The 24,181-nt window shown below is 48.7% G+C and carries 16 protein-coding genes, 1 tRNA gene and 1 pseudogene; 9 read left to right on the forward strand and 9 right to left on the reverse strand.

Annotated elements, in window-relative coordinates:
- The first annotated feature begins 109 nt into the window (after positions 1-109).
- On the forward strand, positions 110-1,573 hold the full coding sequence (locus tag DZK30_RS06425; protein WP_162902895.1) for a carboxypeptidase-like regulatory domain-containing protein: 1,464 nt from the start codon (positions 110-112) through the stop codon (positions 1,571-1,573).
- A gap of 138 nt (positions 1,574-1,711) precedes the next feature.
- Positions 1,712-3,340, forward strand: coding sequence for an ABC-F family ATP-binding cassette domain-containing protein (locus tag DZK30_RS06430; protein WP_118973236.1), 1,629 nt, complete (start codon positions 1,712-1,714; stop codon positions 3,338-3,340).
- A gap of 82 nt (positions 3,341-3,422) precedes the next feature.
- Here the strand turns inward: DZK30_RS06430 and DZK30_RS06435 are convergent, their stop codons facing one another.
- On the reverse strand, positions 3,423-3,887 hold the full coding sequence (locus DZK30_RS06435; RefSeq protein WP_118973237.1) for an RES family NAD+ phosphorylase: 465 nt from the start codon (positions 3,885-3,887) through the stop codon (positions 3,423-3,425).
- A gap of 40 nt (positions 3,888-3,927) precedes the next feature.
- The gene (gene parS, locus DZK30_RS06440) at positions 3,928-4,455 is read right to left on the reverse strand and encodes a type II RES/Xre toxin-antitoxin system antitoxin (RefSeq protein WP_162902896.1); all 528 of its coding nucleotides are present in this window, start codon (positions 4,453-4,455) and stop codon (positions 3,928-3,930) included.
- A 145-nt stretch (positions 4,456-4,600) separates the two neighbouring features.
- Here parS and DZK30_RS06445 point away from each other — a divergent pair, with 145 nt between their 5' ends.
- The gene (locus DZK30_RS06445; protein WP_118973413.1) at positions 4,601-5,728 is read left to right on the forward strand and encodes a cysteine desulfurase family protein; all 1,128 of its coding nucleotides are present in this window, start codon (positions 4,601-4,603) and stop codon (positions 5,726-5,728) included.
- Positions 5,729-5,799: 71 nt separating this feature from the next.
- On the opposite strand, the gene DZK30_RS06450 is transcribed toward DZK30_RS06445, so the two are convergent.
- Entirely contained in the window at positions 5,800-6,429 is a 630-nt protein-coding gene (locus DZK30_RS06450; protein ID WP_118973239.1) for an outer membrane beta-barrel protein, read from the reverse strand.
- Positions 6,430-6,555: 126 nt separating this feature from the next.
- The gene (locus DZK30_RS06455) at positions 6,556-7,812 is read right to left on the reverse strand and encodes a metallophosphoesterase (protein ID WP_118973240.1); all 1,257 of its coding nucleotides are present in this window, start codon (positions 7,810-7,812) and stop codon (positions 6,556-6,558) included.
- 118 nt (positions 7,813-7,930) lie between these two features.
- Here DZK30_RS06455 and DZK30_RS06460 point away from each other — a divergent pair.
- Positions 7,931-8,004, forward strand: a tRNA-His gene (locus DZK30_RS06460).
- Positions 8,005-8,741: 737 nt separating this feature from the next.
- On the opposite strand, the gene DZK30_RS25720 is transcribed toward DZK30_RS06460, so the two are convergent.
- The 4 genes from DZK30_RS25720 to DZK30_RS06480 all read right to left on the reverse strand — a co-directional run bounded on the left by DZK30_RS25720 (position 8,742) and on the right by DZK30_RS06480 (position 11,818).
- Complete coding sequence (locus tag DZK30_RS25720) at positions 8,742-9,023, reverse strand: hypothetical protein (RefSeq protein ID WP_162902897.1); 282 nt, start codon at positions 9,021-9,023, stop codon at positions 8,742-8,744.
- 300 nt (positions 9,024-9,323) lie between these two features.
- Positions 9,324-9,620, reverse strand: coding sequence for a class I lanthipeptide (locus tag DZK30_RS06465; protein WP_118973241.1), 297 nt, complete (start codon positions 9,618-9,620; stop codon positions 9,324-9,326).
- A 593-nt stretch (positions 9,621-10,213) separates the two neighbouring features.
- The gene (locus tag DZK30_RS06475) at positions 10,214-11,113 is read right to left on the reverse strand and encodes a hypothetical protein (protein WP_118973243.1); all 900 of its coding nucleotides are present in this window, start codon (positions 11,111-11,113) and stop codon (positions 10,214-10,216) included.
- 90 nt (positions 11,114-11,203) lie between these two features.
- On the reverse strand, positions 11,204-11,818 hold the full coding sequence (locus tag DZK30_RS06480; protein WP_317125485.1) for a LytR/AlgR family response regulator transcription factor: 615 nt from the start codon (positions 11,816-11,818) through the stop codon (positions 11,204-11,206).
- 360 nt (positions 11,819-12,178) lie between these two features.
- On the opposite strand from DZK30_RS06480, the gene DZK30_RS06485 reads away from it, so the two are divergent.
- The 5 genes and pseudogenes from DZK30_RS06485 (at position 12,179) to DZK30_RS06510 (ending at position 21,143) form a co-directional block, all read left to right on the forward strand.
- Complete coding sequence (locus DZK30_RS06485; protein ID WP_205529366.1) at positions 12,179-13,267, forward strand: hypothetical protein; 1,089 nt, start codon at positions 12,179-12,181, stop codon at positions 13,265-13,267.
- Positions 13,268-15,218: 1,951 nt separating this feature from the next.
- A pseudogene (locus DZK30_RS26550) lies at positions 15,219-15,857 on the forward strand (DUF6923 family protein); the annotation flags it as partial.
- Between the two features lie 60 nt (positions 15,858-15,917).
- On the forward strand, positions 15,918-19,403 hold the full coding sequence (locus tag DZK30_RS06500; protein WP_394342378.1) for an Ig-like domain-containing protein: 3,486 nt from the start codon (positions 15,918-15,920) through the stop codon (positions 19,401-19,403).
- Between the two features lie 186 nt (positions 19,404-19,589).
- Positions 19,590-20,078, forward strand: coding sequence for a putative immunity protein (locus DZK30_RS06505; protein WP_118973249.1), 489 nt, complete (start codon positions 19,590-19,592; stop codon positions 20,076-20,078).
- Between the two features lie 411 nt (positions 20,079-20,489).
- Positions 20,490-21,143 carry a response regulator transcription factor gene (locus DZK30_RS06510; protein WP_118973250.1) on the forward strand — a complete coding sequence of 218 codons (654 nt, stop codon included), beginning with the start codon at positions 20,490-20,492 and terminating at the stop codon, positions 21,141-21,143.
- Here DZK30_RS06510 and DZK30_RS06515 read toward each other — a convergent pair.
- Complete coding sequence (locus tag DZK30_RS06515; RefSeq protein WP_118973251.1) at positions 21,088-24,105, reverse strand: sensor histidine kinase; 3,018 nt, start codon at positions 24,103-24,105, stop codon at positions 21,088-21,090. The genes DZK30_RS06510 and DZK30_RS06515 overlap by 56 nt on opposite strands.
- Positions 24,106-24,181 lie beyond the last annotated feature (76 nt).

A 24,181-nucleotide genomic window follows, 5' to 3' on the forward strand; every position in this document is an offset into this window, starting at 1 on the left:
TAAGATAGGAAAAAGGCAAATCATTAATCCCGGTAAAAGTCCTTGATCTTTATCACGAAATACAAGCCCGGGTAATACAGTGAACCTGTTTATACACTATTTTGGTGCTATGAGCAATCCTATTATCCTGCTGCAAAAGCGTTGGCAAGTGCTATGCTGCCTATGTTTTCTTTTGCCCCTAATGCCGGCTTTCGGCCAGGAAGCACGTAAAGGCCGCGTGACAGACGGGACTACCGGTGAGCCCATAGCCGGCGCCTCTGTCTTTATCAACAATACCACCTATATGGGCCTGTGCGATGTGGACGGTAATTTTGATTGGTCTGCCTTTCCGCCGCCGCCCTTCGAAGTCACCGTTACAGCAGTAGGCTACCAGGCTACGGTATTGCCGGTCGCCGGCACTGGTCCACTGGCGATAAAATTAAGGGCCAAGGCCGTAGGCCTGGCGGAAGTAACGGTACTCAGCGCCGAAAATGATGGCTGGCGCAAATACGGTAAGGAATTCACCGACGATTTTATCGGCTACTCTCCGTTTGCCGCCAGGTGTACGATCCGGAACAAAGAAGTGCTGCAATTCCGGTACAGCCAACAAGATAATACCCTGACAGTATGGGCAGACAAGCCACTACTGATCCAAAATGAAGCCACCGGTTACCAGATCACTTACTGGCTCGAAGATTATACAAAGAACTATACCACCCGGCGCCTGTTCTTTAAAGGTTATACCCAGTTTGCCGCGCTCACTTCGCCAAAAGAACGGAAGCAGGAAACCTGGCAAAAGAACAGGCAAACCGCCTATCGGGGTTCACTAAACCATTTTCTGCGCAGCTTGTATAGCGGTACTACCGCAGATGAAGGGTTTGGGGTGCGGAAACTGAAAAGAGTCCCGGCTTCGGAATATGGTAAGTATGTACCGCTATGGTCCGATACGATTGCCCTGCAGGATAGCCTACGCCTGAAAATGCTGGTGCAGCAGATCGATACGACTGACCCGGTATGGACAGCCGAAGCCTGGCGCGTTGTACGCCTTTGGTGCGATACGGGCGTCACGCCTATCCGCCTGGCGCCGCCGGCCGCGGGGAATCCGCCGGAGCAGGAATACCTGTTTGTGAAACCGGATACCAGCAGGAAGGATATATTAGTGCGCTATTTCGACCACAACCGGTTATCGCCCGCCGACAGCCTGATGATGGCCCGTATACGGCCACTGAATGCGGAAGGGAAGCCAGTACGGCTGCCACCGCGCAACGGCGCCGTCGACATACTGGACCCCAGGTTGATCAATGCCGCCACCTTTGTCTCCGACAGGATGGCCGGCAGAATACGGTTCCATTTTCCCGATTACCTTATGATCACCTATATCGGCGAGCGGGAAGAGCAGGCATACCTGGACAGAAGGATCGGTTCCGGCAAAACCACTCCGGGAGCGCAGGGTAGTGTCATCAGCCTTGCGACAGGAAATGGGATTACGATATTTCCCGACGGTAATTTTGCGCCGGCCTACGACCTGATGCTGGAAGAGTACTGGGCTTACGAAAAATTGGATAAGCTGCTGCCGCTCGATTACCGGCCCTGATCCTCAGTTAATTATTTAATATAGCTACCAGGCAGGCCCGCTTAGTATAATCCCGGTAATCTTCGTACCTTTGCGCCCCGGAAAGTGGGTTTTGACCTGCTTCCGTTTTCCCCACATTTCAATTTATCAGAGACAACAATGATCAACGTATCTAATTTATCGCTCCGTTACGGAAAAAGGATCTTATTTGAAGATGTCAATCTCCGGTTTACCGAAGGCAATTGCTACGGTGTGATCGGGGCCAATGGCGCCGGCAAGTCCACCTTTATCAAGATACTGTCGGGCGATATAGAACCCACTACCGGTAAGGTAGAGATACCCAAAGGGCAACGAATGAGCGTGTTGAAACAGGATCACCATAAATATGATGAAGTGCAGGTGCTGCAGGCGGTGATCATGGGCAACGAGGTGCTATACAATATCATGCAGGAAAAAGATGCGATCTACGCCAAGGAAGACTTTACCGAAGAGGATGGTATGCGTGCCGGTGAGCTGGAAGCGACTTTTGGTGAAATGGACGGTTGGAACGCGGAAAGCGATGCCGCTACCTTGCTGAGCAGCCTTGGCGTGAAGGAAGATAAACACAACATGCAGGTAAAAGACCTGGACGGTAACGAGAAAGTAAGGGTGCTGCTTGCTCAGGCGCTCTTTGGTAACCCCGACATCCTGCTGTTGGATGAACCGACCAACGACCTGGACCTGCAAACCATCGGCTGGCTGGAAAATTTCCTGGCCGATTACGATAAGGTGGTCCTGGTTGTATCGCACGATCGTCACTTCCTCGATACTGTATGTACCCATGTGGCCGACATCGATTTTGGTAAGATCAATATCTTCACGGGGAACTATTCGTTCTGGTACGAATCCAGCCAGCTGTTGCTGAGGCAGCGCTCGGAGCAAAACCGTAAGGCAGAAGATAAGATCGCCGAGCTGAAAGAATTTATTGCGCGCTTCTCGGCCAATGCTTCTAAGTCCAAGCAGGCGACCAGCCGTAAAAAGGCGCTTGATAAGATCAAGCTGGATGAGATGCAGCCTTCCAACCGTAAATATCCGGCGATCCTGTTCAATAACCAGGTGCGTGAAGCCGGCGATCAGATACTGGAAACGAAAGGCCTGAGCAAGACGCTTAACGGCCAGGTGTTGTTCAAAGATATCAGCTTCGACCTGAAGCGTGGTCAGAAAGTGACTGTGATCTCCGATAACAGCCTTGCGACCACAGCCTTTTATAAGATCATCAACGGAGAAGACACCGACTTTGGCGGCGAGTACAAGTGGGGTGTAACCACAGTAAATACCTATCTCCCCGCCGATAATACCGGCTATTTCGAAGGCAAGGACCTTAACCTGGTAGATTGGCTGCGCCAGTATTCCGAAGAAAAGGATGAGACTTTTATCCGCGGCTTCCTGGGCCGTATGCTGTTCAGCGGCGAAGAGACCCAGAAAAAGTGTACGGTATTGAGCGGTGGCGAAAAAGTACGTTGCATGCTGAGCCGGATGATGATGCAGAAAGGCAATGTGCTTACCTTCGATGAGCCTACCAACCACCTGGACCTGGAATCCATTACCGCCTTGAACAACGGTATGAAGGACTTCAGGGGTACTATTGTCTTCACTTCGCGTGACCATGAGCTGACCCAGACGGTATGTGACCGTATACTAGAAATTACTCCGGGCGGTCTTATCGACCGCGAAATGTCATTTGACGAATACATTGCCGATGAGCGTGTAAAGCAGCTTCGCGCCGAACTTTACGGTGTGAGTGTGTAAGCTTAAAGCGGTTAAGTAATATATGGAATAAGGGAGCGGTTTTAAGTCGCTCCCTTATTGCTTTAGATGGCATTTAAATGTGCTAGGCATTGGCACGTTTGATCAGCCTTTCGTCAAAGCGTATCTTGCTTTTGACCAGTGTTCTCAGCTTTTTGAACCCGGCATGCTGCGGGTTGAGCAAGTAGTTGGATTCGTCGGGGACCAATACCGATGGCACTTTTAGCATCAGGTATTTGCCCGCTGCGATAAACCGGTTGCCGTAGGCTTTCAGTACATCGGGTGCCGGGTTTTCCCGCCAGTTGTCGGGGAGATCTTCAAGGCGCAGCTCCTGTATGCTCTCTTCCGGTATTTCCAGCGCGATCTGGCAATAATCGCCTACTACCCGTCCGCCGAAGTGGACCAGGCATTCCAGCATAGCCAGCGAAGGGCTGCCCGCAGTATACAGGATATATACACCTTCGCCGTTCCACCTGCCGCCATATAAAGCAGCGCCCGTGCCCGACAGATCGTCGATGTACCGGCAACTGCTGATGCGGTATAAAACCATAATAATGTTGTTTGGATTGATAGTGCTGCAGTGCCTTTAATCAGGCAAATACACCGTGCTCGATACGGCCCAGGGTTTTCATGAGCAGGTCAATGCCCAGCGAGGTGTCCAGGAATTCTTTGGGTCTTTTATCGCCTAAGGGAATCAGTTTGGTACTCATCCAGTCTTTGAAATAGTCGAGCCCCCCAAGCACCTCGCTGCCCCGGCTGTATAGGCGGGCCAGCTCGATTACCCGCTCCGATTGTTCCTGCGGAAGCCGGTCTCCGCTTTCGTAACGGCGCAGCGTACGGTCGGAGGTATGTGTGATGCTGGCCATTTCGGTATTGGTAATGCCGGTTTTGTGCATGAGGTTGTTCATGGCTTCTTTGGGCACACCTTCCCTGATGAGCTCGATAAAGTCATTGTCGCTGCTCACCGACCGGAACTGGGCGTTCTTTTGCATGCCCAGCATGGCTACCGTATGCGCTGCGGGTAAAGTAAGGTAGGCTTCGCCCGGCTCTTCTACGATAAGCGGCGTGGCTTCCTTTTCCTCATATTTCCGGGTTGCCTTTTCCCTTGCTTTTTTCATTTTGTTTGTAATTTGTCCCAAAGTTACGGACATTTTTCCGTTTTTCAAATTTTTCCCGCATTCATTTTTTATTAGCGATTTACCTAACTTTGCGCACCCTTCCGGGATGCGCAAACACAGAGCCGGATGGTTTTTATCGCTTATTATGGAAAGGATTTATTTTGACAATGCTGCTACTACAGCACTCGATCCCCAGGTGCTGGAAGTGATGATGCCTTACCTGACTGAAAAATTCGGTAATCCTTCTTCGATCTATTCTTACGGAAGGGAAACGAAGCTGGCAATAGAAAATGCGCGCAAGTCAGTAGCCAAGCTGTTGAATGCTCATCCGGGAGAGATCTTTTTTACTTCCGGAGGAACTGAAAGCAGCAATACCGCCATTGCGGCGGCGATCCGCGACCTGGGTTGCCGGCATATTATCAGCTCGCCCATCGAGCACCACGCCACCCTGCATTCTGTTGAGTTCTGGGGACGGCAGGACGGTATCCGGCTCAGCTTTGTAGCGCTGGATGCCAAGGGTCATGTTTCCCTGGACAGCCTGAGGGCATTGCTGGCAGGCTCCAAAGAGCGTTGCCTGGTAAGCCTGATGCATGCCAATAACGAGATAGGCAACCTGCTGGATATACATGCCGTAGGTAACCTGTGTAAAGAGTACGACGCTATTTTCCACTGCGATACGGTGCAAACGGTGGGTCATTATCCCATCAGCCTGCGCGATACGCCGGTACACTTTATCAACGGCGCAGGACATAAATTTCATGGCCCCAAGGGCGTCGGTATCCTGTATGTTAACGAAAATGTGAGCATCAAGCCCATGATCAATGGGGGAGGGCAGGAGCGCAACATGCGCGCAGGTACCGAGAACCTATACGGTATCATCGGTTTTGCCAGAGCACTGGAAATAGCTATGGAACGTTACGAGCAGGATAGCGCCTACGTTTCGGAGCTGAAGCAATATATGGCCGGTCAGCTAAAGGCGCAGGTGCCTGGCGTCAGCTTTAACGGTGATTACGATGGCCGTTGCCTGTATACCGTGCTGAATGTCTCTTTCCCTAAAACGGAAAAGTCGGAAATGATCCTGTTCAACCTGGATATGGCCGGCATTTGTGTATCGGGTGGCAGCGCCTGCAGCAGCGGCGCCAATGCCGGCAGCCACGTGATCAACGCCATCAATAACGATCCCAACAAAGTACCCGTGCGCTTCTCTTTCAGCCGTCACAATACAAAAGCGGAGGTGGATGCGGTGGTCGCTAAGGTAAAAGAATCCATCTGATAGTCACTTGACAAAATACATAAAGAAGCCTTCCGGTTATCCGGAAGGCTTCTTTATGTAAACTAATATACTTAAAGGATATTGAATCCGACGTGGATCTGGAAATGGCTGGTGCGCCAGGAGTCGGAAACGTTGGTATTGTTACGGTCGGATATGCCGAAGATATAACGGATACCGGCATTAAGACTGAAAGGCAGCTCCAGTTCGGCGCCGACAACGCCTGACAGGTAACCGCTTTTGAATACGTCTTTGGTTGCCTTTACGAGACCGTCCACATCTTTGATCGAAGCTACAGCGGTATACTGGGGGCCGGCATGTATCCACAGCAATTTGGGCAACAGGTTGAAGCCAACGGTAACCGGTATGGACAGCTCGTTCATCTTGAATGTTCCTTCTTTGGCGCTGCTTACGCCGTCTTTCAGGTAGGTTTTGAAAGCGTCGCCGAAGTTATTGCCGGTAGTTACTTTTCCCTGGGAAAACAACAGCTCTCCCTGTACTTTGATCTTGGTCATCTTTACACCTACGAAGGCGCCGCCGAGGAAGCTCCCTGCAAATTTGCCGTCGAGGTGATCGCCGCCGGTACGGTCCAGGTTCACACCCGCCTTGAGGCCGAGCAGCAGCTTTTGTGCCTGCGTTTGAGTTGCGGGTAATAGGGCGCAGCAGAATAGGGCTGCCGCTACAGTAGATTTCAGAAATTTCATGCTATCTGATTTTTGGTATAGAGAATCAGCCGGAAAATTACATTACTCCGGCCATATAATCTAAAGCTTTGGGCAGACTTTAATATTTAGGCAGCCGTTTCGCATACAGGTGCGGGGCAGGAAGCCTTATACCAGCTCGATTACGGTGAGCTCGGGCAAAATGCCCAGGCGACCGGGATAGCCCAGGAACCCATAGCCCACATTCACGTTCAGGTACTGGTTGCCTTCCTGGTACAGGCCTGCCCATTGCTTATACACGTATTGCACAGGACTCCATTTCATCCAGGGCAGGCGCAGTCCGAACTGCATGCCGTGGGTATGCCCGGCAAGTGTAAGGTCGATATCGCCGAAGAGTGGTCTTATTTGCGCATCCCAGTGCGTAGGATCATGGCTCATCAGTATCTTCACAGGTACCTGCTCGGTGCCTTTATGCGCTTTGGCCAGGTCGCCGTGCTTGGGAAAGCGGGCCATATTGCTCCAGTTCTCCACGCCTATCAGGGCGATCTGCTGTCCTTCGCGCTCCAGCAGCACATGTTCGTTCATCATCAGTTTCCAGCCCATGGCCGCATGGTGCCTTTTCAGGGTTTCCAGGTTCTCCGCTTTAGCGGCAGCCGAAGGCCATTCCACATAGTCGCCATAATCGTGGTTGCCCAGGGTGGAATAGATGCCCATAGGGGCGTGCAGCTTGCTGAAAATGGACATATAGGGCTCGATCTCCGAAGACTTGTTGTTGACCAGGTCGCCGGTAAACAGGATCAGGTCGGGCTTTTCACGCATGATCATATCCACGCCGTGGGCCACCGCTTCAGGGTTGTCGAAGCTGCCCGAATGGATATCGGATATCTGGATGATCTTTAGCCCCTTAAAAGCGGGTGGGAGCTTAGCCAGTGGAATCTTGTAACGTTTAAAGATATAGCGGTACCGGTTGCTGGGCCCATAAAGAAAACCGCTGAAGAGCAGGCCGCCGGCCAGGATGGCCATGCGCGCGATAAAGGTGGAGCGGGAAATGCCGTGTGGCATCTCTACCGGATCTTTAGGGGTTTGGGGGAAGAAGCCGCTGATCTGGCGGATGGCCCAGGTAACCAGGCGGCGCAGGTCGTCGATAAGCATGAAGGTGGCAACAAGCACCTTGGAAGCGATAAAGCCCAATACAAAAGAGATGAGCAATACCCGGAAAGAAGGATGCCAATCGGTGAGGCTCCAGCTGCGGAAGGTGAACAAGCTGAGCCACACGGCAATGGTCGCCAGGATATACAGTACAAAAATAATGGTCCTGAAAAGTGTATTGTAATTCCGCATGGACACGTTCACTGCAATGAAGCTATAATACTCGAGCACTGCAAAGATGGCCAGGGAGATAATGATTCCGTATTGACTGCGCATTCCGTACGATTATGAGATCTTTAAGTGTTTAACAACCAAAAATAAGCAGAATAGTTTTCGAAAAATTGTTTGGAAAATTGCGGGCATATTTCTTACCTTTGCATTCCTTTCAAACATGGAGGTAGTAGCTCAGTAGGTTAGAGCGTTGGATTGTGGTTCCAAAGGTCGAGGGTTCGAGACCCTTTTACCTCCCAGGCGGAAACAGCGTAACAGCGGTTTCCGCCTTTTTCTTTCTCATGTATAGTTTGTTTCTTTTCGTATAGTTCTATATTTTCTGGAACGCAAATCCCAAGCACATACCACAGGGATGGGGGAGACTTAAAATTTAAGGGATCAAGCGGAAAAGTTGGAGAGAGATGTGTCACGATGATCTTGTGAAAGTTCAGCGCTAAAGAGTGAGATAGACGGTAGCGTCAAGACTTAATCAAACAATTTTTAGATGTGTACCTATTGTGACCCGCCGTTATGGACGCCAGGCGAAGCCAAACTGCCAAAGACGCGTAGCCATTTGGAATGTGGCAGCTATGGACAATACTCCTTCTGAAATACCAGATAGTGCAGTGTTTTTCTGTTCTTTTGCTTAGATGCAAAAGAACCAAAAGATCAAGGCCATTGGAAAAATGAGCTAAAAATGGCTTGCCGGACTGAAAATTTTTAAACTCGTCCTTCGTCCTCAGACAGTAAAAATTTCTTAACCGTCCGGTTCGCCATTTTCTTAACGCCATTGGGGATGCTAGCACTGTATGTTTAACCGCCAGGACCTCCGTATAAATGTCCTTCAATCTTACACGAATTCGGCTTGATCCGGTAAAGGACAACTATAAAATGATACTTCGACAAGCGCTGCAACTATGATAGTGCTATATAGGAAACCAGCCAAAACAGGATCAATGAAAAAAGATCCATTTGGTTAATGATTAAATGTTGATCTATGATCCTATGTCCGGCAATGCTGCATTAAAGTTGCTACCTGTTTTTAAGCCCGGGTGCGCAGGCCACAAAAAAACAGCGGAGCATTGTTTTTTTGTGGCCTTTTTTGCTTCTTTTTTGGCGGAGCAACTTTTCTCATGAGCACCATAACAAGCAATAAACATAGATGCGAATAAAAAAGAAGAAGATGGTGACACCAAATAAAAAATAGATAAAGCAAAAGCGTGCCAGCTAGTATCTATAGACGTACAAAACTTTGTTTCTTTTATCCGGATAGCCATTTACTTTTTTATCATCCCCAGATATTCCGCTTGATCCAATTTAAGCTCATATAGCGGACCTAGGGCTATATAAGTAAATATACATTTGGGGCCTATTGTAGAAAGCCTCCTACCAGAGGGGAAAGTACTGCGAGACGATCAGATTGCAGCATGGAAGAGCGTGCAAGATGTAATAAACGATATTTCAATATTAATGGTACCCAGTTAAATACCAAAGCAACCGGCCGCTCCTTTTGTAGAGCGGCCGATCGGTTTTTCATACCCCATTTGCCGTTGCTAATGGCCGTTGGGAATCGTGGTTTAACATCTTGGCGGTGTGGTCAATACACAGAAAGCTGTTGCCTCAGCGCACCCAGGACCAGCCTTGCAGGAGGCATTGGTTCCGACTATGCACCATTCGATTTGACAAGTCGCTTGTTGCGGATCAGCGGTAAGGCAAAGAAACGATGGCGTAGGCTCCCAGCACAGGCAATTCTGGGCAATGGCATAAGATTCGGTGGCGCCTCCTACCATTGCTTGTTGCTGTTGGGAATTCAAAGAGCCAATCATTGATTTGTTGAGGCTCAGCTTTTTCAGGCTCAGGTTTTTCTTTTTCATTTGGTTCTATGTATTTAAAGTGAACGACAAAACTCGTTCCAGCCACTGCAAGTTTTTTTCAGTTATCTACAATCTTTTACTATCGGTATCATTAAATTAATAAGCGGCAAAAAGCCACCCATGGTAAAGGGCGGCTTCTTAGCTCATTGATACCTCGCCTTAGGTCTCATTATATACGGATCTATTTCTTCTTGTGAGAATCTGGGAATATCTTCCAAAACCATTCTAAGGCATTTCAGCGTATTATGAATTTGGTCGCAATGATAGTATTCATACCCGGTAAAAGCATTGGTTCTAGTAAAAACTATGTAATAGTCGTCTTCTAGTGAAAAGACATAGATGATCCTAACAGAATCCTCAAGCCTAATGCCACCTATCTTTGGCGTAAATACTATTCTACCGAAATCTGACAAGTGAGCTCGTATTTCATTCACGTCCTCTTCTGACATTACAATAGCTTGCTTAGCGATATATTCAGACTGAGAGATGGGTTTCACTGGTGGCATAAATCTTCTTTTGGTTTTGATCTAGGGTTTGGCGCCTCTTTGTGGTTGATGGGCGCTTGATGGATAATATAGCTTATCCTTAAGGACTTATTTATCTCCCTGCGTAATTTGTTTTGTAATTGATTCAATGAGCATGGGATCGGTACTTGCGGGGAAAGCAAGCTTAACCGCTTCCTTTCCATCTTCACTAACTTTCCCTGCCTTTATTTGAAGGCCTTCGCTTGACATTTTCTGAATTGTCTCTAATGACAGCTTTAACCTTTCGGTTATCTCCGGATCATTAGGGTCAAAGTAATCATTTTGGATTGCTTTGGCCTCAGCTTCTAAAATGTTATTAATGGCCACTTTGTGAGCATCAGCAACGGTCTGTAATACTTCCGTTCCGATTTTTAACCGTTTCATGCCCTCCAGCATGGCTTGCATTTCCACATAATGTTTTACCACCACAAAGGCACCTCTTACAAGGAGACCAACCAGCGTAACTGCAGAAGCGGTATATAATGAGATTGTAAGCCAGATTGATCCTTTTTCTACCGACAGTATTTCGACTTTTCCGCCTGTATTGCTGGCGAGTATCGGAGTTTGTAAAGCGTGCTTAAGGTCATTGCTTACCTTGGCTAAATCCTCGAAATTAAGGACGCTCGGCAGGCGGACATGAATAACATTCTCGTCATCAGGAATTGCTTGCCTCGCAAATGTAAGTAGGCTCAAGAACTTACCATTTATCGACTCTATTATAGACTTTAACACCTTCCATTCGTTTTCTTCTATTAATAATGTTCCATTTAAATCTATTTTGTTTAATATACTTGACATAGCTTCCACCTCTGAACCTAAACCAGGTATCCTGCTTATTGTACCAAAGTCTAATAGGAGCTTTTCTGCTCCTCTAATAAATGGCAATCCATCAGGCGTCCGATAGCCGTCAGTCAATTTAATGGGAAATGTTCCCGAATTGCCAATTTTAATAATGTCTGATAGGTTCATGGATATAGTTTAATATGGTGCGGTAATGGATATGTAGGGGTTAAACTTAAAAATTGACCGGCTAAACCAGTAAAGGGGGTCCCATATCTATTAGGGGAAATTATATTTGTAGGTCCTGCCTACAGGTAGCGCTGTGCCATCCTTTAGGATCACCTTAGTAGCATTTGATTTCGATATTTGGTCGATTGCGACGATATGGGACCTGTGGATGCGCACAAATAGGCTGGCCGGCAGCAACTCTTCAACTTTCATCAGCGAAATGGTAGCAAGCTTTACTGCTTTACCGCAGTAGATAGCGGAGTAGTTTTTTTTAGCCTGGATGTATGTTATCGAAGTCAAGGGGATCATCTCATTCCCCCGATTTGTGACTAAAGTTAATGTATCTGGTTCTGTGGTTGGTGCCTCTATTATGTGTGGTGCCCCATTATATCTGGCTTCTACTTTTTTTACAGCCGTTAGTACCCGGTCAAAATTTATCGGCTTAACGATGCAGTCGATTGCGTTTTCGTGATCAAGGACTTCATATATTACCTCCCTGTGCGCTGTAACAAATATGGTATTTATTCTAAGGTGCTTTAATATCTCTAGGCCAGTCATGGGATGCATATTATAGTCCAGGAAAAGTAGATCTACAGGATTTGCATTTATATATTCAAACGCCGCCTGATACTCGATAAATGTTCCTACAATTTGAATGCTTGGTATTTTTTCACCTCTCTCAAAAGAAGGTTGATGGCCGCTCTTTCTTGGTCGATAATCAGTCCCCGTATTTTCATGGTTTAGTTTTTTTAATTGTCTATTCTTTGGTTTGCTAAGAAAGCTTCAGCATTATCGTCTATTGCGAAATTAGGGCAAGCACTATAAATGTACTTTTCATGATATTATGCCTCTTAGGTAGCTAAACTAAAGATACCTAAGCGAAAAATATCAGGTGTTTTTACGTATTTACCGGGTGTAAAAAAAGTCTCTCGCATATTTTTTATTGCATCGATGCGTTTTTCTGAAAAATAGTAAGGGTTACTTAATGTGTTGCATCGAAAATGCTTAGCTTTAATGCATCCTCCTATGAAAATGATCCTGGCCCCATTCTTGAAACGATTATACTTGTCCCTATTGTTATGCTGCGGCGTTCTTTCTGTAAAGGCTCAGGTCAACAGGCTGGATAGTTTTCCTTCATTAGGACAACATAAAGGAGCGCTTATTTTCATCAATGAAATGCATGGCTGCGTTTCCAACGCCATTGCTTACCTGGATGTGTTGCAGCACATAAGCCGGCAGCTAAGTGCAGGCGATACGATTAACCTGTTCCTTGAAATTCCTTTTTCCGCCTCGGTGATGCTGAACGATCTTTTTGCCGATACGGGCGGAGATAGCACAGACCGTTTTGCCGCCTTCCCGAATTTCCGCAATTTTTTGGATGAGCTTTACCAGTCAGGAATACCCGTCCGGTTTTTTGGTTGTGATTTTGAATATGATGAAAAGTACCGGCGAAACGGTTCGCTGGTCTATCTTTTGGAAAAGCTGCAAAAAGATCTCGGCAGTAGCATCGATCGCACTTTGCTGCAGGAATATATATCGCTGGTAAAAACCTTCCGGCTGAAAGCCCATGATACGAAAGGCATGATCGAATGGCTACGGCAGCAGACCAAGGTACCTGAAGCTGTGCAGCGGGAGATCGGGCAGCTGATCTTTGCCTTGCAGGCGCCACAGCAATACAGCCCGGGAAGGGACCAATTTATATTTGAACGTGCAGCGCGCGCGATAGCGCTGCATTATTTTGAGCCCCGCGACCGGTTCAATATAACCATTCATGGTGGGGCACATGTCAATCCTTCTTTCAAGGGAAGCTTGTTCAACCGTTTCCGGAAAGATCGGCGTTCTTCCTTCCGGGACAAGTGCCGTATCATCGGCAATGTTTATGTTGATTGTAAAAACAATGCCGGCATATTCGATCATGAAAATATTGCTTCCGCATCCTTTTATGTGATGGATACGGCGCGCGATCCTGTCATTACTTATTACAAAAAACAAGCCAGGGGCAGGGGACAGGTCTTCTTTCAATTGCCGCCCGGTACAGGCATGCTTTTGCCCGATCTGATGCCAGGAGTGTTGCTGGGCATTTACCTGCATGACAAGACGGGCTTGGCGCTGTAAGTGAGTACAGCGCAAACCGAATAGCCATATCGTGTTGGCCATTTGCAATTTTGTAAAACTGAAATAAGACGGCCCGCCTTCTATGCTACAGATAGTGAGTAACGATCTTGTTATATTCAGCAGATTGGAGCGGCTGAGCAAAACGAGCTTTGCTGGCTATCATTATTCTTAATTTTTCCCACCTTATTTGTGCTTACCGGCGATCCGTCCAGGCGATGGAAGATCCGGATCTTTTTCAGGTTGATTTTCGGCGACGTATTTCCTGTCTTCATATCGGTTTTGGTTTGGCTGCATCCATAGACATGCACTATTCCGGAAACGTTTGGTCAGGTAGAAAAACGGTGGTATAAGCCTGGTGCTGTATAGATCTAAGACCCGGGTTGCCTGCGCCTGCTGTGAAAATGACCTTTAGACGGATAGAGAAGTCGATTTCGATCAAGGCTGAATGGAATGGTAGGTGATTATCTGTTATGGGAGTAGTTTATCGGTATATTATTTGAGGAACAAGGTTAGTCTATAATTGTAGTTTGATTACTCCAGGCCTTAAAGAAAAGGCATGAGATTTGCAGTTGGATTTTATATTTCAAATAGACGTATTCAATAAACTAAGAATTTTAATAAATAATTTTCTTTGTTGCAAACAAGAAAATAAAATTCAAATAAGACATAAAGCCGAGGCTGTAGCGGTGGAAAACCTGCAGGTGTATGGATCGTATGTAATATTACTATTCGGGTAATATCTTATTCCTATGCTGGCGGTTCAACCGGTCGGGACCAATAGTATCTTTTTTGGTAAGTATGCTAAGCTTCATACTTCCTGGTGTTTGTAACAACTCTCGTTGTTGTCATCAGGATCAACTGATCCCACTCCTGGTCTTACACTGTTGCTGCGAGCGATTCTATTGTACCGCGAACTTAATTTTCACCCTTTAGGGTTATAGGCGGGTAAACGATCTCATCGGAATTTTGCATTATTGTCAACAAGGGAATTTTTTCATCGACATCACAGTATCGACATTGCCGAATTGTATTTGCAGGCAGGCGCTACCAGGCTGGTAACAATACGCCGGCAGCTATCGAAACTAAAGCGGAAGCTTTGCCGCCAGCCTGTAAGGGGCTTGTATGTCCGGAAGCCGGTGTTCTTATTACAGCAGCCTTTTTGTTGACAGGAGTTTTGTACGCAGAAGCTTCTTGTGCTATTCCTGTATGTGGTTTTGCCGGTTGTTTACTTGTTACAGAATGGTGTTGGCATTGCTGTGAGCGATCATCATACGACGCTAAAAAGTCTGCCGGTTTGTTGGAATGGATTCCTGCGGCAAAGAAAGCCTGTGGCAAATCTCTTTCGGCACCGATAACGCTATTCTGTTCTTCCGGGAAGAATGCCTGATTATGCCTTGAATTCACCCTGTAAGGTGAGTGCCTTCTGTCAGAAGGGGGTCGAACTTTGCCGGTAAGTTCTCCGGGGTACGATGTATACATCATCTCCTGCGCCGGCAAAAGGAAAGGCAGAATGTTTTACAGATAAAATCATCATTGTTAATCTTAAGCTAAGTAAAATTATGAACAAAATGAACGACCCCTTGAATGGTACCATCCCCGTTCCAGGTGGTCCGGGCCCGGCCAATCTCCTCCCTGCAGAGGCACACAGGCCTACCGGACCGGACCATCGGCTAAGGCCGAACCACCAGGTGAAGCTGCACTTATACCGTGAAACGGCGAAAACGCAAGCCGGTTTTTATTTGCGCCGGTTTTTCCTGCTTTTTTGTATTGTTTTTTTTGCAAAAGGTCCTTTGATATACGGTCAGGCAGTTACGCCTTTTGACTGCAGTAACATGGGCTATCAGACTGTAGCCACGCAATCAGGTTCTAATTGGACTACTGCCCTGTATGCATATAATGTAGCTACGGGCATCCGCCAGCAGGTAGGTAGTAGCATACATTCGAGCTTAATGCGGTAGGTTATTCAAACATCGACAATATGATTTATGCTTATAGACTTAGCAGCAGCCAAATCGTAAAAATTGATGGCAACGCCCAATATACACTCATTACCGTACCTAACCTGCCTGCCACCATTCGGTTCAATGCCGGTGAAGTGACGCCGGACGGTTATTTACTTTTAACCTTTAATGCAAACGCCGGCTATTATTATGTTGATGTAAATCCTAACCGCCCGGCTTCTTATGGCCGGATTGTAAATCCCCAAAGCGCCACTTACCCTTACCCGGTGATTACCACGGCGCCTTTTGACAGGACATTTACAAATACCCCTAATGCTAATGACCTGGCTTATAATCCTGCTGACGGACTTTTTTATGGTATAACCAATGCCAACCTGACCGATCCTACTCTTAGATATAGAATTGTAGTGGTCAATCCTAAAACTGGAGTGGCTACTTACCTGTCGCCTGCTGTTTCGGGAGGCAATATCCAGACGGAAGCAAGTGCTTATGGCGCTACTTTCTTTGACGCCAGTGGCGGATTTTATGTCTTCGCCAATAGTCTGGGCCGGTTTTTCCGGGTGAATATCGCCGCCAGGACGGCGGCAACCGTAGGGCCGGTTTTTGCAGCATCAGCCAGTAACGATGGCGCGATTTGCCCGGCTGCCCTGTTTGTGAACGTTACCCTATCAGGCAATGTATACAACGATATGAACGGACTTTCCGATAATACCGTAAATGGTACAGGCGTCAATCCCGGCGGTTTGTATGCTGTGCTTTGGGATGTGACTGCCGGCAAGGTACTGGATACAGTATCTGTAGCGGCTAATGGCACTTATACGTTGGCTGCTACTCCGAGCAAAAATTATAATGTAATCATTACCACGCAGACCGTAGCTATAGGCGCTACCACGCAGCCGGCTTCCGCGCTTCCTTCCGGATGGCGGAGCAGGGGAGAGAACCTGGGCGCCGGCGCGGGCAGTGATGGCAATGTCAACGGTGTACTGACTGTAGCGGTGGGCACGACCAATGTGACCGATGCCAACTTCGGCATCAACCAGGTGCCGGTAGTGAGCAACGACACCTTAACGAACCAGACGCCCGGCACGCCGGCTACAGTACCCAATGTGCTGGCCAATGATAATGATCCGGGCGGCGGTACCTTATCGCCCGATAGCATCAGCCTGGTACCGCCTGCCGGCGCAACCGGCTTTGTTGTCGACGCGCAGGGCGATACAACCGGCTTCGCCGTGCCCGGGCAAGGTACCTGGACCCTGAATGCCAACGGCAGCGTGACCTTTACGCCCGAACCGGGCTTTACCGGCGATCCCACGCCGATAGGCTACACGGTTACCGATAATGCCGGTCTGCCCGGCAACACCGGCACGATTTTTATCGATTTCACCCCGCCACCGGCACCTATAGCGGTGAATGACACGGCTACGACGACGATCAATACGCCCCTGAATGGAACGGTAGCAGGCAATGATACCTGCGGCATCGGCGGCGGGGCCTGTAGCTACAGCCCTCTGGCATCTGATCCGCCTGCGAACGGCACGTTGAGCCTGAACCCGGACGGTACCTATACTTATACACCCAATCCGGGTTTCATGGGCGCCGATACCTTCAGTTATACGATCTGCAAAAACGGCCCGCCGGTATTGTGCGATACGGCTATGGTGTTCCTCACGATTACCGGCCCTCCTGTAGCAGTAAACGATACGGCAAGTACACCAATGAATACGCCGCTGAATGGTACGGTAACGGCTAATGATGTCTGTGGTCCCGACGGCCCCTGCAGCTATAGCCCCCTGGCTTCGGACCCGCCCACAAACGGTACGGTAACCGTGAACCCTGATGGAACGTATACCTATACACCCAACCCCGGCTTTAGCGGCACAGATACCTTCAGCTATGTGGTGTGTAATAGCGCTACACCGGTGGCATGCGATACGGCCATGGTATTCCTTACCGTGACTGGTCCTCCTGTAGCGGTGAACGATACGGTAAGCACTCCGATGAATACACCGCTGAACGGCATCGTAACAGATAATGATACCTGCCGTATAGGCCCTTGTAACTACAGTCCGTTGGCTTCTGATCCGCCCACGAATGGTACGGTAACCATAAACCCCGATGGTACCTATACCTATACACCCAACCCTGGCTTTAGCGGCACAGATACCTTCAGCTATGTGGTGTGTAACAGCGCCACACCCGTGGCATGCGATACGGCTATGGTGTTCCTTACCGTAACTGGTCCTCCTGTAGCGGTGAACGATACGGTAAGCATACCGATGAATACACCGCTCAATGGCACAGTAACGACCAACGATACCTGCCGTATGGGACCCTGTAGCTACAGCCCGCTGGCCTCTGACCCGCCCACGAACGGTACGGTAACGGTGAATCCCGATGGTACCTATACCTATACACCCAATCCTGGCTTTAGCGGCACAGATACCTTCAGCTATGTGGTGTGTAACAGTGCTACGCCTGTGGCATGCGATACGGCTATGGTGTTCCTTACCGTAACCGGCCCTCCTGTAGCGGTGAATGATACGGTAAGTACCCCAATGAATACGCCGCTCAATGGTACGGTAACTGCCAACGACACCTGCCGTATGGGACCTTGTAATTACAGTCCGCTGGCTTCCGATCCGCCCACGAACGGTACGGTAACCGTGAACCCTGATGGAACGTATACCTATACACCCAACCCCGGCTTTAGTGGAACAGATACCTTTAGCTATGTGGTGTGTAATAGTGCTACGCCAGTGGCATGCGATACGGCTATGGTATTCCTTACCGTGACCGGTCCTCCTGTAGCGGTGAATGATACAGTAAGTACCCCAATGAATACCCCGCTCAATGGTACAGTAACGACCAACGATACCTGCCGTATGGGACCTTGCAGCTATAGCCCATTGGCTTCCGATCCGCCTACGAACGGTACGCTGAGCCTGAATCCAGACGGTACCTATACTTATACGCCCAATCCCGGCTTTAGCGGAACGGATACCTTCAGCTATGTGGTGTGCAACAGCGCTAGTCCTGTGGCGCTGTGCGATACGGCACAAGTGTTGCTTACGATCACCAGTCCTGCGGCTGTTAATGACACGGCGACTACACCGATGAACACACCCGTGAACGGCACCGTTACCACTAACGATGTTTGTGGTCCCGATGGGCCCTGCAGCTATAGCCCCCTGGCTTCTGAACCACCCACAAACGGCACGTTGAATCTGAACCCGGACGGTACCTATACTTATACGCCCAACCCTGGCTTCAGCGGAACAGACACCTTCAGCTATGTGGTGTGCAACAGCGCTGTGCCAACGCCCGTTTGTGATACGGCGCAAGTATTTTTAACAATTACAGGAGCGCCCGTAGCTGTGGATGATACGGTAACCACGCCCATAAATACGCCGCTCAATGGTACGGTGACTGCCAATGATACCTGCCGTACAGGACCCTGTAGCTATAGCCCACTGGCTTCGGATCCACCTACCAGCGGGACGCTGAGCCTGAACCCGGACGGTACCTATACTTATACGCCCAATCCCAGCTTTAGCGGCACAGATACCTTCAGCTATGTGGTGTGCAACAGCGCTGTGCCGGATGCTCTTTGTGATACGGCACAAGTAATCGTACGGGTAGGTAATATTGTCCCTGTTGACCTGCTGTCCTTTACTGCCAAGGCCGAAGCGGATTGCGATGTGCAGTTGAGCTGGCGCACTGGAGTGGAGTTGAACTTTGATTACTTCGAGATCGGTTGGAGCAGCAACGGCGCCAGCTTTACCGGGGCGGGCAGGGTAGCGGCACGTGGCTCCGGCAATAGCTACAGCTATTCGTTCGGCCATGGTGTAAAAGGTATGAACTACTTCCGCCTGAAAGAGGTAGACCGCGATGGCAGCTATCACTACAGCCGCATTGTATCGGCCAACCTGGGTTGTGCACCACAACGGCATATCAAGGTTTACCCGACGGTTCATAAAGGGCTTGTTACAGTAGAAGGCCTGCAGGCAGGAGAGTCGGTGATGGTATACGATATGAAAGGTATTGCTGTGTTGCAGACCAAAGCAGCGGGCCCTGTGGCTGAGCTGAACCTATCGCATACTACAGCGGGTAGCTATACGGTGATCGTGATATTGCAGACCGGCGAACGGATGCATTATAAGATCGTGAAGCAATAGTCATAAACGATTCCTGGCGTCTGAGCCATAGCCTCTTTTATATTTAGTGCAAAAAATCCCTGTCTCCGGCAGGGATTTTTTGTATTTCTTTGATATGGTGGAATCACCTGATTTTAAATCCTGCCGGTTGAGGAGCGCCTGCGATAGCGAGTCCAAATGGCAGGGAAGGGCTAATTGCTAAAGGAAATGAGACAAAAAGAATTTGTAGCGGCGCACCGTGGTGGTAGCCTGTCTTTGCACCATCAGCAACAGCTGATGAACTGGGCAATAGACTGCGTTGAGCATGTCCTGCTACTGGTTCCTGGCCGTATGCCTGATCAGCGGTTGACACATGCAATTCATGTTGCCAAAGAATGGAAAAAAGGAAATCTGAAAACCGGCGCAGCGATGCAGGCTGCTTATGGGGCACATGCTGCTGCCCGTGATATACCGGACCCGGTATGGAAAGCCATCGCCCAATCGATCGGGCAAGCCGTTTCCACTGCCCATATGGCCGACCATTGTGTGGGCGCTGCTTTGTACGCCCTAAAAGCTGTTAAGCAATCTGGCGGCTCGGTAGCTGAGGAGCGGGCATGGCAGGATAAGCAAATGGCAAGCCTGCCACCTGAATTGACCCACCTGGTGAAGGAGACTCGTAATGAAAAGCAGCGGGGCTTCAAAGATTTGCATTGTTAGATTTTATCCCGCCGTTTTTTAGGTGTAATAGCCTGGCAGAATGGATCCGGAAGCTTGGCGTCGGATCAGAAAAAACAGGGCGCCAATGAAGGCGCCCTTTCTTATACCAACTACACGTACCCTTTTAAACCCTCTTTATTATCCTGTTTTACGGCCCGCAGCTATTATGCGTCCGGGCCCCTGGACGAGACACTGTTACGACTGATATAACTGCAGGGCACTGCAAAATACTGTCGATTTTGCGGGTCGTTTGTAGAAATATAGCCACGGTTATATTTTATGGTAATTTCTCATGATGCCAGGCCCTACCTTTATGCCTTGGGCTATGCATACAGATTTTAAGGTTCCTGGCGCCGGTTTGCTTTAGCTTGCCCGATCGTTACCAACATCAATTACTAAACGGATGCCTTTATGAATATACTCATTGCCGATGACCATTCTATTGTTCGCCGGGGACTGGCTTTGCTCACCCGGAAAGCCCTGGGCGAAGATTGTGTCATAGATTTTGCTGAATCCGGTGACGAAGTGCTGGAGCTCCTGCAGCAAAAGAGCTATACGATGCTGCTCAGCGACCTGATGATGCCCGACCAGAAAGGCACAGCATTGATATGGCAGGCTTTGAATGTACAGCCAGGGCTCCGGGTCGTTATTGTCAGTGTAGCCCCCGAAAGGGACTTTGCTCCCCAGTGTTTGTATAACGGCGCCTGTGCTTACATCAATAAAAACGTATCTGACGAGGCCTTTACCAAGGTGATCCGTTCCGTAATATACGATAGCAGCGACTATCACGCTTACAAGAAAAAGGAAACTTACAAGGAACAAAATATTAAAGACGGGGATATAAAGTCTTTCTCGTTGTTGTCGCAACGGGAGAATGAAATAGTCTTGTTATTATTGCAGGGACTGGGGATAGTGGCGATCGCGAAAATCCTGTTGATAAGTCCCTCTGCCGCCGGTACGCTTAAGGGGCGGGCATTTACGAAGCTGAATGTGCAATCGGTGATCGAGCTTAGCCGTCTGGCCCATTATCAGGGGCTTCATCCTGCCGGGGCAATATCACGCTGAATGTTGTACCCCTGCCGGGTTCGGAAACAGCTTCCAGGTGCCCTCCTATAAGCTCAAGCAGGCTCAATATGATATAACCACCCCTTCCCTTGCGGGGATCCGTTTTATTTTTGTCCAGGAAGGCGCTGAGCGCTTCCGGCTTAAAGCCTTTCCCTGTATCGCTTATGGTTATGATCACGTTGTCGTCCGACAGAGTTGCCGCAAGCTTTATGACACCTTTGCTGGTATATTTGTTGGCATTATCCAGCAGGTTCCTGATAATAATAGACAACAGCTGTGGGTCGGTGTAGCAATACAATGCAGGCGATGCTACAATCAGCTTGTTGCCGTTGGCGCTCATGATATCGGCATAGAGCGTTTCTGTTTCCTGGAAAATAGCTGCCAGCGCTTCTCTGGAATATTTTGCCGAAAAGGACCGATGCTGGCTAAGCGCCCAGGTGAAAAACTGATCTGTAAAGTTGTTTAAGGATGCGGTGCTGCTCCTGAGCTCCTGCAGGTACATATCCAGCGCATCTTGTTGCATGGTCCGGTGATCGGAAGCGATATGCCTGCTGATGGTATAAATAAACCGTATAGGAGAACGCAGGTCATGCAGTACTGTGGTAATGATATTATCTTTAGTCTGGTTGCTTTGTTTCAACGCATCCTCAGAGTGTATCAGCTGGCGGATAACACGGTTGAGATCGCGCGTCTGCAAGGCTACCTGCATTTCTAATTTACGGTTACGCACTTGTAGCAGTCGTGTCCGTAATTTTACCAGCCAGTAAACAAAGACGATCAAAAGGAACAGGAGAAGCAAGTAAAATAGTCGTGTATGGTACCAGTAGGGACGGACTTGTATCGGTAACCTGACATGAATATACTGTCCTGGTTCCATGCCCGTTATTTTTTTGACGATTAATGCAAATGTGCCTGCAGGCAACCTGTCGATGATGATCTCACCACTTTCCGGTACATCGTGCCAGTCATCGTCCAGTCCTTCTATCTTAAACTGGAGCTGCATGTTCTCTTTATTGCCAAAATAGGGGCTGCTCACCTTCAGGCTGAGCCTGCCATGATCCGGGGGCAGGCTAAGGTTTCCGTCTGTAGGCTCTATCACAGTTTCATTCAGACGGATATACTCGATGTATATACTTTTATCAGGTAGGAAAACGGGCGTTTTATGAGGATAAAACCATACCAGGCCCTTAAGGCTGGGCAGCGACAGCATACTGTCGGGAAGCCATACATACGAAGGGTTGCTGGCGTTGAATTCATTGGTGGGTAAATGATCCTGTGTGGTAAAAGCATAGAAGTATACCTCTTCCGCTCTGTGTTCTGCATAATCAATCAATGCCTGTCTGCTTACCTTAAACAGCCCGTTGTTGGAGCTGAGCCAGAAATAGCCTCGTCCGTCATCGATAATGGCATTTACCGTTTTTAATGCATCCCGTGGTCCATCCGGCATCCTGATGACACGGCCCATGTTGTAGAGATACCAGCCCTTTCCATAGCTGGCGATCCATATACGCTGCGAGCCTTCTGCGTAGAGCTGCCTTACCATAAGGGAATCCAATATTGACCGGTAGATTCTGTTGTGCCGGTAATCGTACCACTTTACCCCGGACCATGTAGCCAGCAGAAAGGTGTCGTTTCCGGCAGGATAGCACGCAAACAGTTCTTGTCCTTTGCGCAGACCCGATATCTTTTGCAGCCCGGTAACCGTGTCATCGACTATTTTACCCATAGCGAAGCTGGTGCTGAATATCAGGTCTTCTTTTCGTCCCGGATCGGGAAAGATCGAAGATACAGGGGTTGGAAAGGTGGCCAGATGATGTGTTTTCCCTGTAGGGAGATGAAACCGCAGCAGGGACAGATCGGGTGCATAGTATAAGTTCCCGGTTCCGGGCCGGTACCAGGTGGCCTTCATCTGTGGTATGAGCGGATACTCTTTATGCGTGCCGTCTTTGCGGAACAGAAAGCGTTGGCTAAGGATACCTTCCTCCGTTACAGATTGGCTGTAAAAGCCCTGATAGAAGCCTGCCAGGGGTACAGGAGGTGTATAAAATTCAGTTGGGGTAATGATAAACAAGCCCGATACGCCCGATCCGATGTAGAGCCTGTTATTGGGCTTATCAACATAAATACAGGATACGGCGGGGATCTCAATGTGCTCCAATACGACCTCGCTGCAGAGCTTATTGCGGACCAGAGATAGCTGGTACAAGGTTTTCCCTGCATAGATATAGGCGCCGCCTGCATTTACCGGGGTTGTAAAATTACCTTTTTTAAAATCCGGATCTGTCCAGAGCGGTCCCCGTAATTGCGGCGCCGGTTGCTCTGCCGCTCCTGTCCATACGGAGACTTCGTTCCGGTCTCCAAGCACCACCAGGTTTTCGTCGACCAGCAATATCCGGTCCCGTTCATAGGGGCCTTTAAAAGGAAGCTGCGTTTTTTGTTGGGCTTTGATATAATAGCTGCCGGTAGAACGGATAAAATACATACTACCCATAGGGGTACCTAAGGACATCTCGAAGGCAGGGTGGCTCTTTATCGTGTCGGCATGTACAAGCGGCGTTACGAAGCCCCGTGTCGGAATCTCGGGTGCAGATTGCCTGAGCAGGACCGGTACGGGAGCCGTTAAAGAAGGATTGTCGTCTATTTTTAATATATTGACAATGCCTCCGGTGCTCGCAAACAGATTGCCTGCCTTGTCCCGGGTTACATTGAATATCCTGTCTGATCTGAGTCCCTTTGTATTATCCGAGCCATAAAGGCTGAATCGTTGCCCGTCGAAGCGTACCAATCCCATTTGTGTGCCCAGCCAGCAATAACCTTTACGATCAAACTGAATAGCGGTAATGCTGTTTTGCGGCAGGCCGTTATCTGTATTATAATTAATAATGTCGTAATGCTTGCGCTGGGCGTATGATAAACCTGGAAATAGGAAAAGTAATAGCAGAAGAGCTAAGCGTGCGGTCATTCTTACGGGTGGTTGGTTGACTGGTCGGTTACGGAAAGGCAAAAGTATAAACAAGGTACTATTAATACCGGTGCTT

It is taken from the genome of Taibaiella koreensis, assembly GCF_003545715.1.
In the GTDB taxonomy this organism is placed as follows: Bacteria; Bacteroidota; Bacteroidia; order Chitinophagales; family Chitinophagaceae; genus Taibaiella; species Taibaiella koreensis.

Coding starts and splice junctions, on each gene's coding strand:
- DZK30_RS06455 (WP_118973240.1), bottom strand. CDS start 7,812: ATGCGCAGTCAATACGGAATCATTATCTCCCTGGCCATCTTTGCAGTG.
- DZK30_RS06425 (WP_162902895.1), top strand. CDS start 110: ATGAGCAATCCTATTATCCTGCTGCAAAAGCGTTGGCAAGTGCTATGC.
- DZK30_RS06435 (WP_118973237.1), bottom strand. CDS start 3,887: ATGGTTTTATACCGCATCAGCAGTTGCCGGTACATCGACGATCTGTCG.
- DZK30_RS06450 (WP_118973239.1), bottom strand. CDS start 6,429: ATGAAATTTCTGAAATCTACTGTAGCGGCAGCCCTATTCTGCTGCGCC.
- DZK30_RS06475 (WP_118973243.1), bottom strand. CDS start 11,113: ATGAACCTATCAGACATTATTAAAATTGGCAATTCGGGAACATTTCCC.
- DZK30_RS06505 (WP_118973249.1), top strand. CDS start 19,590: ATGAGACAAAAAGAATTTGTAGCGGCGCACCGTGGTGGTAGCCTGTCT.
- DZK30_RS06465 (WP_118973241.1), bottom strand. CDS start 9,620: ATGAAAAAGAAAAACCTGAGCCTGAAAAAGCTGAGCCTCAACAAATCA.
- parS (WP_162902896.1), bottom strand. CDS start 4,455: ATGAAAAAAGCAAGGGAAAAGGCAACCCGGAAATATGAGGAAAAGGAA.
- DZK30_RS25720 (WP_162902897.1), bottom strand. CDS start 9,023: ATGGCTATCCGGATAAAAGAAACAAAGTTTTGTACGTCTATAGATACT.
- DZK30_RS06515 (WP_118973251.1), bottom strand. CDS start 24,105: ATGACCGCACGCTTAGCTCTTCTGCTATTACTTTTCCTATTTCCAGGT.
- DZK30_RS06445 (WP_118973413.1), top strand. CDS start 4,601: ATGGAAAGGATTTATTTTGACAATGCTGCTACTACAGCACTCGATCCC.
- DZK30_RS06430 (WP_118973236.1), top strand. CDS start 1,712: ATGATCAACGTATCTAATTTATCGCTCCGTTACGGAAAAAGGATCTTA.
- DZK30_RS06485 (WP_205529366.1), top strand. CDS start 12,179: ATGAAAATGATCCTGGCCCCATTCTTGAAACGATTATACTTGTCCCTA.
- DZK30_RS06500 (WP_394342378.1), top strand. CDS start 15,918: ATGAACGGACTTTCCGATAATACCGTAAATGGTACAGGCGTCAATCCC.
- DZK30_RS06510 (WP_118973250.1), top strand. CDS start 20,490: ATGAATATACTCATTGCCGATGACCATTCTATTGTTCGCCGGGGACTG.